17 protein-coding genes are annotated in these 15014 nt (G+C 71.2%); 4 read left to right on the forward strand and 13 right to left on the reverse strand.

Annotated features, from left to right (window positions below):
• Positions 1-32 precede the first annotated feature (32 nt).
• On the reverse strand, positions 33-1055 hold the full coding sequence (locus tag ASE01_RS02090) for a hypothetical protein (RefSeq protein ID WP_056748578.1): 1023 nt from the start codon (positions 1053-1055) through the stop codon (positions 33-35).
• A 115-nt stretch (positions 1056-1170) separates the two neighbouring features.
• Here ASE01_RS02090 and pseB point away from each other — a divergent pair, with 115 nt between their 5' ends.
• Genes pseB through ASE01_RS02105 form a run of 3 tightly spaced genes read left to right on the forward strand, consistent with a single transcriptional unit; the run spans position 1171 to position 3816 of the window.
• Positions 1171-2160, forward strand: coding sequence for a UDP-N-acetylglucosamine 4,6-dehydratase (inverting) (gene pseB / locus ASE01_RS02095; protein WP_056748303.1), 990 nt, complete (start codon positions 1171-1173; stop codon positions 2158-2160).
• The gene (gene pseC / locus ASE01_RS02100) at positions 2160-3284 is read left to right on the forward strand and encodes a UDP-4-amino-4,6-dideoxy-N-acetyl-beta-L-altrosamine transaminase (RefSeq protein WP_056748305.1); all 1125 of its coding nucleotides are present in this window, start codon (positions 2160-2162) and stop codon (positions 3282-3284) included. The genes pseB and pseC overlap by 1 nt, the downstream gene beginning before the upstream one ends.
• Before the next feature lie 19 nt (positions 3285-3303).
• Positions 3304-3816, forward strand: coding sequence for a GtrA family protein (locus ASE01_RS02105; RefSeq protein ID WP_200958714.1), 513 nt, complete (start codon positions 3304-3306; stop codon positions 3814-3816).
• Here the strand turns inward: ASE01_RS02105 and ASE01_RS02110 are convergent.
• Positions 3800-4525, reverse strand: a complete 726-nt coding sequence (locus tag ASE01_RS02110) for a glycosyltransferase family 2 protein (RefSeq protein ID WP_056748307.1) — start codon at positions 4523-4525, stop codon at positions 3800-3802. The genes ASE01_RS02105 and ASE01_RS02110 overlap by 17 nt on opposite strands.
• A 30-nt stretch (positions 4526-4555) precedes the next feature.
• The gene (locus ASE01_RS02115) at positions 4556-5224 is read right to left on the reverse strand and encodes a class I SAM-dependent methyltransferase (RefSeq protein WP_235535828.1); all 669 of its coding nucleotides are present in this window, start codon (positions 5222-5224) and stop codon (positions 4556-4558) included.
• 32 nt (positions 5225-5256) lie between these two features.
• Here ASE01_RS02115 and ASE01_RS02120 point away from each other — a divergent pair, with 32 nt between their 5' ends.
• Positions 5257-7509 (forward strand): hypothetical protein, encoded by a 2253-nt coding sequence (locus ASE01_RS02120; protein ID WP_056748310.1) that lies wholly within the window; start codon positions 5257-5259, stop codon positions 7507-7509.
• A gap of 21 nt (positions 7510-7530) precedes the next feature.
• Here ASE01_RS02120 and ASE01_RS02125 read toward each other — a convergent pair whose 3' ends face one another.
• The 10 genes from ASE01_RS02125 to ftsH all read right to left on the reverse strand — a co-directional run bounded on the left by ASE01_RS02125 (position 7531) and on the right by ftsH (position 14863).
• Positions 7531-7893, reverse strand: coding sequence for a hypothetical protein (locus ASE01_RS02125; protein ID WP_056748313.1), 363 nt, complete (start codon positions 7891-7893; stop codon positions 7531-7533).
• Entirely contained in the window at positions 7890-8582 is a 693-nt protein-coding gene (locus tag ASE01_RS02130) for a hypothetical protein (RefSeq protein ID WP_200958715.1), read from the reverse strand. Before ASE01_RS02130 ends, ASE01_RS02125 begins: the two co-directional genes overlap by 4 nt.
• A 10-nt stretch (positions 8583-8592) precedes the next feature.
• Positions 8593-9204, reverse strand: a complete 612-nt coding sequence (locus ASE01_RS02135; protein ID WP_056748316.1) for a hypothetical protein — start codon at positions 9202-9204, stop codon at positions 8593-8595.
• A 137-nt stretch (positions 9205-9341) separates the two neighbouring features.
• The gene (locus tag ASE01_RS02140) at positions 9342-9848 is read right to left on the reverse strand and encodes a DUF3180 family protein (protein ID WP_082605726.1); all 507 of its coding nucleotides are present in this window, start codon (positions 9846-9848) and stop codon (positions 9342-9344) included.
• Positions 9845-10414, reverse strand: a complete 570-nt coding sequence (gene folK / locus ASE01_RS02145; protein WP_056748320.1) for a 2-amino-4-hydroxy-6-hydroxymethyldihydropteridine diphosphokinase — start codon at positions 10412-10414, stop codon at positions 9845-9847. The genes ASE01_RS02140 and folK overlap by 4 nt, the downstream gene beginning before the upstream one ends.
• Positions 10411-10821 (reverse strand): dihydroneopterin aldolase, encoded by a 411-nt coding sequence (gene folB / locus ASE01_RS02150; protein ID WP_056748323.1) that lies wholly within the window; start codon positions 10819-10821, stop codon positions 10411-10413. Before folB ends, folK begins: the two co-directional genes overlap by 4 nt.
• Complete coding sequence (folP, locus tag ASE01_RS02155) at positions 10818-11669, reverse strand: dihydropteroate synthase (RefSeq protein ID WP_082605773.1); 852 nt, start codon at positions 11667-11669, stop codon at positions 10818-10820. The genes folB and folP overlap by 4 nt, the downstream gene beginning before the upstream one ends.
• Before the next feature lie 66 nt (positions 11670-11735).
• Positions 11736-12170 (reverse strand): hypothetical protein, encoded by a 435-nt coding sequence (locus tag ASE01_RS02160; RefSeq protein WP_157537042.1) that lies wholly within the window; start codon positions 12168-12170, stop codon positions 11736-11738.
• Positions 12171-12178: 8 nt separating this feature from the next.
• The gene (folE, locus tag ASE01_RS02165) at positions 12179-12796 is read right to left on the reverse strand and encodes a GTP cyclohydrolase I FolE (protein ID WP_056748332.1); all 618 of its coding nucleotides are present in this window, start codon (positions 12794-12796) and stop codon (positions 12179-12181) included.
• Between the two features lie 3 nt (positions 12797-12799).
• Positions 12800-14863 (reverse strand): ATP-dependent zinc metalloprotease FtsH, encoded by a 2064-nt coding sequence (ftsH, locus tag ASE01_RS02170; RefSeq protein ID WP_056748334.1) that lies wholly within the window; start codon positions 14861-14863, stop codon positions 12800-12802.
• Between the last annotated feature and the right edge of the window lie 151 nt (positions 14864-15014).

A 15014-nucleotide genomic window follows, 5' to 3' on the forward strand; every position in this document is an offset into this window, starting at 1 on the left:
CCGACGAGAACGGGTCGGTTCCGTGGGGTAGGTCACAGGCGATCGGCGATCCGGGCGCGACCACGCCCGTCGACCACCGCCCAGGCCGCCCTGCGGAGCCTCCTGCGGGCCCCTGAGCCGTCAGCGCCGCCCTCGACGTCCCCACCGTCCAGCAGGTCCCGCACGATGCTCCGGGCCGACGCGGGGTCCCCACGGAGGTCGGCGAGCGTGCCCAGCGGCGCGACCAGCCCTGCCTCGACCGCGCGGCGGTAGGTGTCGGCCTGGTTGTCCGCCACCTGGACCAGCGCGGCCGCTGCACCCAGGCACAGCAGCTCGGCGCTCGAGGTCCCCGCCGCGCTGACCACCAGGTCGCTGCGGGCGATCAGGGCCGGCAGCTCGCTGGTCGGATCGATCACCTCGATGCCCTGCCCCGGCCCGGGCACCAGCGCGTCCAGCTGCGCACGCAGCTCGGGTCGGGCCGCAACGACGGTGAGGTGCACCGGGAGCCCGGCGCCGAGGACCGCGCCGGCGAGCGGTGGCGCTGCCCCGTGGGCGTCGGTGCCGCCGGAGAACACCACCACCCGCGGCGGATCGCCCTCGACGTGGGTCTCGACGTCGCTCGGGCGGTGTGCGAGGACCTCGTCGCGGATGAGCGCGTGCGCGATGCCGAGGAGGCGGTCCGGGCCGACCGCTGCGTCCGCCTCGGCCCCCAGCGTCGGGTCGATCACCACGTCGGCAGGCCGTCCCCTGGCACCGGCGTCGACGAAGGCCGCCACCCGGTACGACGTGCCGAGGGCGTCGTACGCCGCGACGGGGAGGACGTAGGAGTCCACGACCACGGTCCCCGGCCGGTGCCGGGCCACGGCGGCCAGCTGCCCGGCGAGGTCCGGGGGCGGCTGCTCCCAGGTCATCTCGCGCCGCTCGAGCTGCGCCCGGGCGAACGGCACCGAGGCCGCGTCGGTCAGGAAGTGCACCGCGCGACCGCGCGAGACCAGCTCCTCGGCGAGGGCGATGCACCTCATCAGGTGCCCGGCGCCGAGCCCCGGGCCGAGGTCGCACCAGATCAGGACAGACACGCGCGCCACACCCTGTCCACCTCAATTCCGGCCCCGACGGCGGCCAACGGTATCGTCGGCCCCGTTTGGAAACGGCGGGGATTCACCCCGTCCCGGCTCGACGGAAGGCCCGCACGTGTCCATCCTCCAGGGATCCAGCATCCTGATCACCGGCGGAACCGGTTCGTTCGGCAAGGCCTTCATCCGCCACGCCCTCGACAACTTCGACCCGCGCCGCCTCATCATCTTCAGCCGGGACGAGCTGAAGCAGTTCGAGTGCCGGGCACTGTTCAACGACGACCCGCGCCTGCGCTGGTTCATCGGCGACATCCGCGACCAGCCGCGACTGACCCGCGCGATGCACGATGTCGACTACGTCGTGCACGCCGCCGCCCTCAAGCAGGTCGACACCGGCGAGTACAACCCGTTCGAGTTCGTGAAGACCAACGTGCTGGGTTCCCAGAACGTCGTCGAGGCCGCGATCGACTCCGGCGTGAAGCGCGTCGTCGCGCTGTCCACCGACAAGGCCTCCTCGCCGATCAACCTGTACGGCGCCACGAAGCTCACCGCCGACAAGATCTTCACCCTCGGCAACAACTACGCGGCGTCGTACCCGACCCGCTTCTCGGTGGTCCGCTACGGCAACGTCACCGGCTCGCGCGGCTCGATCATCCCGAAGTGGCGCGCGATGCACGAGCGCGGCGAGTCGTTGCCGATCACGGACCTGCGCTGCACGCGCTTCCTGATCACCCTGCCCGAGGCCGTCCAGATGGTCATCGACACCTTCGAGATGATGCAGGGCGGCGAGTTGGTCGTCCCCCACATCGCCTCGCACAAGGTCATCGACCTCGCCCAGGCGATCGCGCCCGGCGCCGAGATGCACGACATCGGCCTGCGCCCCGGCGAGAAGCTCCACGAGGAGATGATCAGCCCCGAGGAGGGCCGCCGCGCCGTCATCGTGATGGGCGGCAAGTACTACGTCATCGAGCCCGAGATCGGCTCCTGGGGCTACCAGCCCATCAAGGACGCCATCCCGGTCCCGGAGGGCTTCCACTGCGCCTCCGACAAGAACGACATCTGGATCGGCGTCGACGAGCTGCGCGCGCTCCTCGAGTCGGGCGTCTGATGCTCCCCTACGGTCGGCAGTCGATCTCCGAGGAGGACATCGAGGCCGTCGTCGCGATCCTGCGCGGTGACTGGCTCACCACGGGGCCGACCGTGACCGCGTTCGAGGAGGCCGTCGGCAAGGTCGCCGGCGGCCACCGGGCGGTGTCCTGCACCTCGGGCACCGCTGCGCTCCACATGGGGTACGCCGCCGCCGGAGTCGGGGCGGGCGACGAGGTCATCACCACGCCGATGACCTTCGTCGCGACCGCGTCGGGCGCCTCGATCCTCGGCGCGAAGATCGTCTTCGCCGACGTCGAGGAGGACACCGCGCTGATCGACCCCGCAGCGGTCGAGGCCCTCGTCACCGAGCGCACCAAGGTCGTCGCGGCCGTCGACTACGCCGGTCACCCTGCCGACTACGACGCGCTGCAGGCCGTCGCGGACCGGGTCGGCGCCCTCACCCTCGACGACGCCGCGCACTCGATCGGCGGCAGCTACCGCGGCCGGCCCGTCGGCGACCTGGCCGACCTGACGTCGTTCTCGTTCTTCCCGACCAAGAACCTCACCACCGCCGAGGGCGGCGCCCTGGTGGCCCGCGACGACGCGATCGCCCAGCGGGCCCACGAGTTCCACTTCATCGGCCTGGTGCGCGACCAGTCGCGGTTCCGGATGACCGACGAGGGTCCGTGGCACCAGGAGGTCCACGACCTCGGCCTGAACTACCGCCTCACCGACGTCGCCTGCGCGCTGGGCCTGTCCCAGCTCACCCGGCTCGACGCGTTCAAGACCCGCCGCACCGAGATCACCGCGCGCTACAACGCCGCACTGGCCGACGTACCCGGGCTGCGGATCCCGGTGCAGCGCGACGACGTCGACCCCGTGTGGCACCTCTACCCCGTGCGGGTCCTCGAGGGACGCCGTCGCGAGGTCTTCGAGAAGATGCGCGAGCGGGGCATCGGGGTGCAGGTCAACTACATCCCCGTCTACTGGCACCCGGTCTACGCCGACCTGGGCTACCAGCGCGGCATGTGCCCGAACGCCGAGGCGTTCTACGCCGAGGAGCTCTCCCTCCCGCTCTACCCCGACCTGACCGATGCCGAGGTCGACCGCGTCATCGAGACGCTGGTCGACGTCCTCGGCTGAGGACGACCGAGCCCCCGCCATGAGCCTCGTCCGCCGCCTGTACGCCACCGTGATGTCGATGCTCCCCGAGCTCGGCAAGTTCGGGGTCGTCGGCCTGGTCGGGCTGCTCGTCGACGTGGGCGGCTTCAACCTGCTGCGGTTCGCCGGCGGCGAGGGTCCGCTGCACGACTACCCGCTGACGGCCAAGATCGTCTCCTCGGCGGTCGCGACCATCGTGTCGTGGCTCGGCCACCGCTACTGGACCTTCGAGCACGGTCGGCGCGACGCGGTCCACCACGAGTTCCTGCTCTTCCTCGTGATGTGCACGATCGGGACCGGCATCGCTGTCGGCTGTCTCGCGGTGTCGCACTACGTCCTCGGCTTCGAGTCCGCGGTCGCCGACAACATCGCCGCCAACGTGATCGGCCTCGGCCTGGGCACGGCGTTCCGGTTCTGGGCCTACCGCACGGTGGTCTTCAGCCACACCGGGGACGGCGACGGAGCGTCCGGCGACTCCGGCAGCTCCGAGGGCTCGGTCAGCGCCCGCGCCTGATCCCCACGGTCCGCAGCCTCATCTTCAGGACCAGCAGGATCATCTCGAGCCCGAGCTTGATCGTCTTGCCGAGGTCGCCGGTCACCGAGGAGACGCCCACCCGCGGGTGGTAGTTGACCGGCACCTGCACCAGCTTGGTGCGCATGATGACGGCGATGAGCAGCATCTCCAGGCCGTAGGCCGAGCCGTCGAGACGTGAGCGGCTCAGCACCATCGAGGCCTGCTCGCGGGTCATCACGCGGAAGGTGCAACCGACATCGCTGAGGTAGCTCGTGTTGTAGAGCACCTCGATGAGCTTGGCGACCGCCCAGTTGCCCCACTGCAGGAACGGGCCCATGTTGGCGCCGTGCCAGATGAAGTTCGACACCGTGCGCGAGCCGACGACGTAGTCGCACTCGGGCATGAAGGCCAGCAGCTTGCGCAGGTCCTCGGGGTTGAAGGTCCCGTCGGGCTCGCAGATGGCGACCAGGTCGGTGTCTGCCTCGCGCAGACCGCGCTTGATCGCGGCGCCGTACCCCTGCGTGGTCTCGACGACCTCGCGGGCGCCGGTGCGGGCGACCTCCTGCGAGGTGCCCTCGGCCGCGTTGTTGTTGACGACGATGACCTCGTCGACGATCTCGAGAGCCTCGAACCGCGCCGCGATGTCAGCGATGCTGTCCTTCTCGTTGTACGTCGGAAGCACGACCGACAACGTCTTTCCCTGCCACATTCGAGGCGTCCTCCGTCACTCGTCGCCGGGTCAGCGGTTCGCCACGACGAGCATCTGGCCCGCCAGCGGCTTGATGGGCGAGCGAAGGTACCACGGCACCAGGAAGGTCAGGCCGGAGCCGCGGGACTTCATCGTGAGCGGGAGGAAGCGGGCCTTCATCGTCTCGATGGACCACCCCTCCGAGACGAGATAGTCGCCCAGGGACTGGTCGGTGAAGATCGCGACGTGGGTGAAGTCGTCGAAGTAGCGCCCCGGATTGAGCCGGAAGTTGGGCTGCATCAGGATCAGGCGTCCGCCCGGTCGCAGCACCCGTCGGGACTCGGCGAGCAGCTTCGTCGCGTCGGCCCGCTCGAGGTGCTCGAGCAGGTTGGAGGCGAAGACGACGTCGAAGCTCCCGTCGGCGAAGTCGCTCAGGTCGGTGCAGTCACCGACCACGGCCTCGACGTGCTCGGCCGCGCCGCGCCGGACCGTGGCGTCCAGGTCCATCGCCACGACGCGTCGCGCGGACACCTGGTTGGAGAAGTCGCACCAGCCGGCGCCGAGCTCGAGGACGTCGGCGTCCGGGGCGATCCAGCGGGAGAGGTAGGCGCAGATGTGCTCCCAGATCCGACCCCGGCTGGCATTGGCGGCCAGTCGGGTCTCGAAGTATCCGGGGCGGTAGGTAGCGTCGTCCCCACTGGGATCCGGGCTGTCAGGCACAGTCCCGAAACGTATCAGCATCGAGGAGAACGATGAGCACCACGGAGTCGGCCACCGCCGAGTCGGCCACCCCGTCCCTGTCGCTGCCGGGCTGGACGCGCCCGGTCGCGCAGGGCGCGACGCTCGTCCTCGTCGTGGCGCTGCTGGCGTGGACCGGCGTCGCCGGCATGTCCTGGACCGGGCTCCTCCTCGCCACCCTCACCGTGGTGGCGACCACCCTCCTGCCCGGCGTCGTCGTGTGGCGCGTCGTACGCCCCCGGCACGGCTGGTGGGCCGAGGACATCGGGCTCGGCTTCGGCGTGGGATCGGTCATGGCACTGCTCGCCCAGGTCCCCGCCGGCCTGCTCGGGCTGCACTGGCTCTCCGCGGTCCTGGTCCTTGCCGTGACGGGCGTCCTCCTCGCCGTCCCCGTCACCCGTGACCGGGTCCGCACGGCCGAGACCGCGGCACTGCCGGCCTGGTGGTGGCCGCTCGTCGGCACCACGATGCTCGCGCTGGTTCCGCAGCAACGCGACTACTTCCGCGCCAACCCGCTGGACTGGGTCGACAACACCCGCCTGCACATCGACTCCCCGCTCCACCTCGCCCTCGTCAGCCAGCTGTCCGAGCGGGGACCGACGACCTTCCCGTGGGTGCAGAGCGAGGCGCTCGGCTACCACTGGTTCAGCCACGCGTGGATGGCCCAGGTCGGTGCCACCTCGGGCGCCGAGCTCGACTCCGTGCTGCTGCGGTTCATGCCCGCGGTGATGCTCGTCGTCGTACCCGTCGCCGTCGCCGCGGCGGCGGTGCGCCTGACGGACCGGGCGTGGGCCGGTCCCGTGGCCGCGCTGCTGGTCGTCGGCTGCGGCCAGATGAACGCCTTCGGCGCCGACATCTTCCGGCGACCGATCATCCCCGAGTCGCCGACCCTGGGCCTGTCGGTGCCGATGCTGATGGCGCTGCTCGTCGTGATCGTCACGCGCTGGCGACGCACGGCGATGCCCGGCGCCTGGGTCGTGCTGGTCCTGCTGGCGGTCGGAGCCGCCGGCACCAAGGGGTCCGCGACACCCTTGGTGATCGCGGGCCTCGGGCTCGCGGGACTGATGATGCTGCTGCTCAACCGCCAGTACGCCGCGCGCATCTTCGCCGACGGCTGCCTGTGCGTGGCCGCCGTGGTGGTGGTCATCGCGACGGTGTTCCGCGGCTCGGGCGCAGGACTGCACTTCGGCTTCGCCGACGCCGCGGCCCAGACCTGGGGCGGCCGGCTGCTCGGCACCGACACGGTGTGGAGCCGGGAGATCGGTGCCCTGGTCACCGTCATGGGCGTGCTCACCGCTGCGGTGATCGGGCTGTGCCTGCTGGCGTTCCGCCGGTGGCGCGAGGACCCCGCCCCCTGGCTCCTGGCCGGCGCCGGGATCGCCGGCGCGGCTGCCGTCTTCTGCTTCGCGCACCCCGGCAACAGCCAGGGCTACTTCGCGATCCAGGCGGCGCCGGTGATGGTGCTGCTGGCCGTGCTGACGCTCGCCGTCCTCGTCGACGAGTGGCCCCTGCGCCAGGTCGCGACGATCCTGCTGGTCGCCGTGCCGATCGGTCTGCTCGCCGCCCGCGGACCCGTCATGCTGCTCGGTCCGATGAAGCGTGCCGACCACTCCGACGCGTTCGCGCTGTTCGCCACGAGCACCGTGGTGCTGCTCGCGGGCGTCGGCCTCGCCGTCCTGCTCTCGACCCAGCAGCGCCTCGTCGCCGGCGTCGCCGCGCTCGGCGCCGCCGTGATCGTCGGCGGCCTCGCGATCAACTGGCAGCACCTGCAGCCCGCCCCGAAGCCGGACACCATCAAGGTCGAGCGGGACACCGACGGCGCCATCTCGCGAGCCACGATCCGGGCGGCGCGCTGGCTGCGCGACCACTCCGACCGCAACGACGTCGTCATGTCGAACCGGCACTGCTACGCCCCGGCCGACGACCCGGTCGACGGCTGCGACAGCCGCCGGATGGTCGTCGCGGGCTGGTCCGAGCGCCAGGTGCTGCTGGAGGGCTGGACGGCGACGCCGCGATCGGCCGAGGAGGGCCCGGAGGGCCGCGACTCGATCACGATCGCCTACTGGAACCTCGACCTGCTCGCGCTCAACGACGGCTTCATCGCCGCCCCGAGTGCCGATGCGGCCCGCGAGCTGCGCGAGGAGCACGACGTGCGGTGGGTGTTCGTGGACCACCTGCGGCCCCACGCCGACGAGGCGGCCTTCGCGCCGTACGCGACGAAGCGGGCGACCTTCCGCGGCGTGGACATCTACGAGCTGCGCGACTGAGGCGCGGGGGCGCGCGCCTGCTCAGACGTCGCGGCCGGTGACCGGGTCGACCCCGGCCTTCGCCTCCAGGACGCGCAGGCGCTCCTCGAAGACGACGGCAGCGCTGATCCGGGCCCGGACCCGTGCGTGCTCGGCCCGGACCTCCTCCAGGACCGTGCGGGCGGCGGCGACGTCCTCGGGGGAACCGGTCGGAGCGGGTTCCTCGACGCGTCGCCGCAGCGCCTCGAGCCGCTCCTCCAGGGCCGCGACCTGCGGCCCGATCCGGCCGATCTCGCGCACGGCGTCGCCGAGCCGCTTCTCGAGGTCCTCCACCCGGGGGCCGAGCTCGTCCGGCAGTCGGTGGGCGCGGCGCAGGGCGCGCACCAGGTCGCGGGATCGACTCATCGTTGCTCCTCGTGTGCGCGGTCGCTCGGCCAGAACCGTACCGACCCGTCCTCGATCCAGCCGCGGAGCAGGGCTCCTTCGGCGGCGACCCGGTGCTCGGGCCCGATCTTGCCGGAGGCACCGGACTGGTAGTCCCAGCGCTGCGGGTCCTCGGCGACGTACGACAGGCCGGTGACCAGCAGGGCGGCGTCCGGGAACAGCCTGCGTGCCAGCCAGGCGGCCGTCGTGCCGCTCGTCGGGGCAAGGGCCTCGGTGCGCCACGGGAGCCCGAGATCCTCGAGCAACGGCTGCGCGACGAGGTCGTTGGGCGCCACCACGAAGCCGAGATCGGCCGGCCAGGACGTCGGCCAGACCTCCGGTCGGTGGTACATCCGCATCGGCTCGAGCATCACGTACAACCGCGACGGGTAGTCGTCGTACAGGCGTCGGGTGGCGCGCACCAGGCGTGACCAGAGGACGACGTCGGTACGGCGGCCGGCGGCACGGGGCTCGCCCGGCTCGTCAGTGGTGAAGCTGTTGACCCGGACCACCAGGTCGCAGGCGTCGATCGCGTCCGCGCGGGCATCGGAGGCCACCAGGGGTGCGTTGCCGACGACGGCGATGGTGCGGACCGGCGTACGACGGGCGTAGGCCGCCACCAGGTCCCTCAGGACGCCGAGACGGGAGGCGTCCGGGACAGGTGGGGTCACGCGGGAGATGCTACGCAGACTGCGCCTTGCGCCACGCCCGGCCGGCGTCGCGCTCGGCCTGGAGCTCGGAACGCACGGTGTCGACCTCGGCCTCGAGCTCGGCGACCCGGACGATGGCCTGCCCGGCCCGCTCCTCGGCGTCGGCGAGGCGGGCGGAGAGCCGCTCGGCAGCGCGCTGCGCCTCGGAGGCGGCGTCGTGCGCCTCGGCCAGCTCCTGACGCGCGTCGGCGAGCTCGGAGGCAGCGTCGCCGAGACGGCGCTCGAGACGGGAGATGGTGGCGTCGCGGCGGGCGATCTTGCCGGTCATGTCGGCCGCGAACTCGACGTTCTCGGTGGTGCGGACCTCGGTGAGGTCGGCATAGGACCGCGCCTGGGCGGCACGGTCGCGCGCAGCGTCCTCGCGGGAGGTCATCAGCTCGGAGTGGGTGATCCGGGTGGCCGTCGCGCCGAGCACGACAGCAGCCACCGCGGCGAGCGTCACGAGCAGCCCGGAACCGGTGGCGGCGGTGCCGGCCACGGCGAGCGCCGCGACCACGATCAGGAGCACGGCGACCACGAGGCGGGTCGACCGCTGGCGACGGCGGTTTCCGGCGGAGGTGCTGGACCTGACAGGGGAAGTCATGTCAGCACGGTATGCCTCCCGAGGGCCCCTGGGACGGAGGACACGCTCGTCACACCAGTCACACGGGTTACATCACCACGGTAGTCCCGGGCCAAAAGCACCCATTTCGGGCCAGTCCCGGTGCTTTTGGTCCGGGACTACCGAGAGTCGGGACGGCGGACCCGGCACGAGCGCTCGAGCAGCAACGCCGCCACGACGGCGGCCGCCGCGCAGGCGAGCGCGATGAGCGACCAGGTGATCCGTTCGTCCGCCCGCTCGGCGGGGTCGCCGATCCAGGAGAGCGCATAGCCGGCGTACCCCCCGCCGACCAGGGCGGCCACGAGGGCGCTGGCGCGGGCCGCGACCAGGCGGTTGACGGCCTGGTGGGGCTGGAGCCGCTCACGGCGTACGTGCACGGATCGGTGGGTCACCCAGGCGACGTAGCCGAGGATCGCCGCCAGGAGCAGCAGGGCGAGGGGTTGGGCAGGCTGAACGAGCGGGGGTACGGCGCCGAGGCGCTCCCAGAGCGGATGGACCGCCCAGCCGCCCACCAGCCCCACGACGGCCCACCTGACGAGCGTCAGCGGAGTCGTGGGCCGCAGGGAGCCCGTCGGATCGTCGAGCGGCTCGCGATCCGGTTCCGGCTCCCCGCCGTCGCGGGTCACTCGAGCCCGAGGACCAGATCGGGGCGCGGGATGAGACCGGCGGTGCCGGCCTTCGCCAGGAGCTCGGCGATCGGGCCGCGGTCCAGGAACTCCGCGTCCGGCTCGAGGTCGAGCCACGGCTGGAGCACGAAGGACCGCTCGTGGGCGCGCGGGTGCGGGAGCGTGAGCTCCTCCTTGTCGCTGCGCCGGTCGCCCACCACGATCAGGTCGACGTCGAGGGTCCGCGGCGCGTTCTTGACCTCGCTGCGCATGCGGTCGAAGGCGTCCTCGACGGCGTGCGCACGGTCCAGCAGCCGGTGCGCCGACAGCGTGGTGTCGGCCAGCACGACGGCGTTGAAGAAGGTCTGGGAGTCCTCCGGGCAGTCGACCGGGGCCGACTCGTAGACCGGGGAGACGCCGGTGACCCACACGTTGGGGGTGTCCGCGAGCGCGTCGACGCCGCCCTGCAGGTTGGCGAACCTCTCACCGAGGTTCGACCCGAGCGCGATCACCACCCGGCGAATCGGTCGCATCTCACCGGTGAGGGTGTCCGCGTCGATGATGTTCGGGTTGGGGGTCTCGGTCATGGCTGGGGCCTGGGCCTTTCAGGTTCGGTTCCCGCTGCGCCCGCCACCTCGCGGTGTCGGGTGATCGTGAGCCGTACGTCGTCGAACGTCGCCTGGATGGGAGCGTCCGGCTTGTGCACGGTGACTCGCGCCCATTCAACACGACCGTCCAACAGCGCGACATCGGCTATCCGCTGGGCAAGGGTCTCGATCAGGTCGACCGGGTCCCTCTGGACGGCGGCCACGACCCTGTCGACGAGGCCGCCGTAGTCCACGGTCTCGGCGAGGTCGTCACTCGCGGCGGCAGGGCGTGTGTCCACGCCCAGGGTCAGGTCGATGACGAAGACCTGACCGTCGCGCCGCTCGTGTCCGAAGACGCCGTGGTGGGCGAAGCACTCGATGCCGAGGATGCTCAGCTCATCGGTCATGCCTGCTCCTCTGCCGCGCCCGTTGCCCGATCAACGGTGTGTCCGGTCCACTGTGCCGCAACGGCGAGCCCATCGCGATGGGCGCGCACATCGTGGACCCTCAGGCACCACACCGGTGCACCGCCCATCCCGGCTCCGAGCAGGGCCGAGAGCGCGATGCCGGCGGCCTCGCGCTCCCCCACCGCACGCGGCTCACCGTGCTCGTCGGCCAGCAGGCGCCCGAGGAAGGTCTTGCGGCTCGCCCCGACCAGCAGCGGGAAGCCCAGCTCGGCGAGCACGTCGAGGCGGCGCACCAGCTCCCAGTTGTGCTCGGCGAGCTTGGCGAAGCCGAGCCCCGGGTCGAGCACGATCCTCTCGTCCGCCACGCCTGCCGCCCGGATCGCGGAGACCCGCTCGGCCAGCTCGGCCCTGACCGCGGCGACCACGCCCTCAGGGCCGTAGTCGGTGAAATCCTGCATGGTGGCGCTGTGCGCCCGCCAGTGCATGGCGACGTACGTCGCGCCGGTCTGCGCGGCGACGTCGAGGATCTCCGGGTCGGCGAGGCCGCCGGAGACGTCGTTGATGATCGTGGCGCCGGCCTCCACGGCTCGCGCAGCGACCGTGGCGCGCATGGTGTCGACCGAGACGGTGGCACCCCGGGCGGCCAGCGCCTCGATGACGGGGACGACGCGCCCCAGCTCGTCGGCGAGCAGCGGCCTGGTCGCGCCGGGCCGGGTTGACTCGCCACCGACGTCGAGGAGGTCCGCACCATCGGCGAGGAGCGAGAGCCCGTGCGCGATCGCACGTCCCGTGTCGTCGTAGCGTCCGCCGTCGGAGAAGGAGTCAGGCGTGACGTTGACGACCCCCATCACGAGTGGCAGACCGGTCACCCGGACGACCCTATCGAGGTCGCGCATCGCTGCGCGACGCGGACGTCACTCGGGAACGACGACCACCCCGGACGGCCAAGAGGTACGACGTTCCTCGCGGGCGATCGCCACCCAGTCGACGACACTCGGGCCCTCCGGCTCCACCCCCGGGCCGCGCGCGACCTGCGGGTCGAGCTCGAGCTCGGCGCAGAAGGCCTCGACGTCGGTCGCGTCGAGGCGTCGCGCGAGGTCGTGGGCGTGCCGGGTCGCTGCGCCCAGCGTCCGGTAGCGGAAGACCACGAGCGGCGCGCCGTCGGAACGTGAGAGCAGGATGACGTCGCAGAACCGGCGGGGATCGTCCAGCTCGCCCCACTCGCCCATGTTGAGCAGGCTCTGGACGAACCCGCGCACCCACAGGCGGACACGTCCGACAGGTCCCAGGCGGGGGTACTCCGCCCGCACCGCGAACCAGCGGGCGGCCGACGGCCCAGGAGCCGTCATCGGACCGCTCAGCCGCGGGCGCTGTGGATCAGCGCCATCGCCTCGGCGCGGGTGCTGGCGTTGTGCATGATGCCGCGGACCGCGGAGGTGATCGTGCGGGCGCCGGCCTTGCGGACGCCGCGCATGGTCATGCACAGGTGCTCCGCCTCGATCACGACGATCACACCACGGGCCTCGAGGAGCTCCATGAGCGAGTCGGCCACCTGCGTGGTCAACCGCTCCTGGACCTGCGGGCGCTTGGCGTAGACGTCGACCAGGCGGGCCAGCTTGGACAGGCCCGTGATCTTGCCCGACTCGGCCGGGATGTAGCCGACGTGGGCGACACCCGTGAACGGCACCAGGTGGTGCTCGCACATCGACCACAGCTCGATGTCGCGCACGAGCACCATCTCGTCGTGTCCCAGGTCGAAGGTCGTGGTGAGCACGTCCTCCGCCGTCATCCGCAGGCCCTGGGTCAGCTCGGCGTAGGCGCGGGCGACCCGGTCCGGGGTGTCCCTCAACCCCTCGCGCTCGGGGTCCTCGCCGATGGCGGCGAGGAGCTCGCGCACGGCGGCAGCGGCACGGTCGTGGTCGAAGAAGGGCACGGACCCAGGCGCCCGGTCGGGGATGGTGATCGGATCAGCCATGGCTCAGGTCGTCGAGCCGGGAGCCGGAGGCTGGACGTCGCCCTGTGCGGTCGGCACCTCGCCGTGCACGTCGCCGCCGGGGCCGGGCGGCGTCAGGATCTGACCGCCCTGCTTCTCGCCGTTGACCTGCTGACCGTTCTGGGCGGCGCGCAGCCGGATCTCCTCGGGGATCTCGACGGGCGGGATGTCGGACGGGATCCGGTTCGGGGAACCGGTCCAGGCCGGACGCGCCGGACGCAGGCGCAGCGCGGTGAAGATGTCGGCGACCTGCTGCTTGTCCAGCGTCTCCTTGTCGAGCAGCGCGAGCACCAGGGCGTCCAGGACGTCCCGGTTCTCGACCAGGATGTCGAAGGCCTCCTGGTGCGCGACGGCGAGGAACTTCTTGGTCTCCTCGTCGATCATCGCGGCGACGTCCTCGGAGTAGTTGCGCTGGTGCCCCATGTCGCGGCCCAGGAACGGCTCGGAGTTGGAGTCGCCGAGCTTGATCGCGCCGAGCTTCTCGGTCATGCCGTACTGCGTCACCATGGCCCGAGCCAGGCTCGTGGCCTTCTCGATGTCGTTGCCGGCGCCGGTGGTCGGGTCGTGGAAGACCATCTCCTCGGCCGCTCGTCCGCCCAGCATGTAGGCGAGCTTGTCGAGCATCTCCGAACGCGTCTGGGAGTACTTGTCCTCGTCGGGCAGCACCATCGTGTAGCCCAGCGCCCGACCGCGCGGCAGGATCGTGATCTTGTGGACCGGGTCGGTGCCCGGCAACGCCGCTGCGACGAGGGCGTGGCCGCCCTCGTGGTAGGCGGTGATCAGCTTCTCCTTCTCCGACATCACCCGCGAGTTGCGCTGCGGGCCGGCGATGACCCGGTCGATCGCCTCGTCGAGGGTGGCGGAGGTGATGACCTTCTGGTTGTTGCGCGCGGTGAGCAGCGCCGCCTCGTTGAGCACGTTGGCCAGGTCGGCACCGGAGAAGCCGGGGGTACGACGCGCGACGTTCATCAGGTCGACGTCGGTGTAGAGCGGCTTGCCCCGCGAGTGGACCTCGAGGATCCGCTTGCGGCCGGCGAGATCGGGGGCGTCGACCTGGATCTGGCGGTCGAAGCGGCCCGGGCGCAGCAGCGCCGGGTCGAGCACGTCAGGACGGTTCGTCGCGGCGATGAGGATGACTCCGCCGCGGACGTCGAAGCCGTCCATCTCCACGAGGAGCTGGTTGAGCGTCTGCTCGCGCTCGTCGTGACCGCCGCCCATGCCGGCGCCACGGTGGCGACCCACGGCATCGATCTCGTCGATGAAGACGATGGCCGGAGCGTTCTCCTTGGCCTGCTCGAACAGGTCGCGGACCCGGGAGGCACCGACACCGACGAACATCTCGACGAAGTCGGATCCCGAGATCGAGTAGAACGGGACGCCTGCCTCGCCGGCGACAGCGCGCGCGAGCAGGGTCTTGCCGGTGCCCGGAGGGCCGTAGAGCAGCACGCCCTTGGGGATCTTGGCGCCCACGGCCTGGAACTTGCCGGGCTCCTGGAGGAACTCCTTGATCTCGCCGAGCTCTTCGATCGCCTCGTCACAGCCGGCCACGTCGGAGAACGTCGTCTTCGGCATGTCCTTGCTGATCATCTTGGCCTTGGACTTGCCGAACTGCATGACGCCCTTGCCGCCGCCCTGCACGTTGTTCATCAAGAAGATGAACAGCAGGATGATCAGCGCGAACGGGAGCAGGGTGACGAGCAGCGAGCTGAGCAGGCCGGGCTTGGGGTTCGTGGAGTTGGACTCCGCGATCGTGCCCTTCTCGACCTGCTCCTTCACGGCCGCGAGGATCGTCTCCTGCTCGCCGTTGATGTAGTAGGACATGATCTTGTCGCCCGAGTCACGGGTGCCCTTGTCCAGGGTCGCCTCGATCGCCTGGTCACCGTCGATGAAGGTGATCTCGGAGACCTTGCCGTCGGTGACGTACTTCTCGAGCTTCGACGTGGGGACCTCGTCGTAACCGCCCCCGGGCGCGAGCAGCTCGAGAGCGAGGACGACGGCCACGACCGCCACCACGATCCAGAGCCAAGGCCCCCTGAAAACGCGCTTCACTGACTTACTCGCTCCCCGTATTCACGATCAGGATTTGACGACGGTACACGTCGCACTGGACCTCATTCTGTCCGGTCCATGGTGACGGGCCGCACTGGAGTCGCCGGAGCGGTCCCCCTGAGATCGAACGGGCGGGAGGTCCGGGAGGTTC

Source organism: Nocardioides sp. Root190 (genome assembly GCF_001428565.1).
Taxonomy (GTDB): Bacteria; Actinomycetota; Actinomycetes; order Propionibacteriales; family Nocardioidaceae; genus Nocardioides.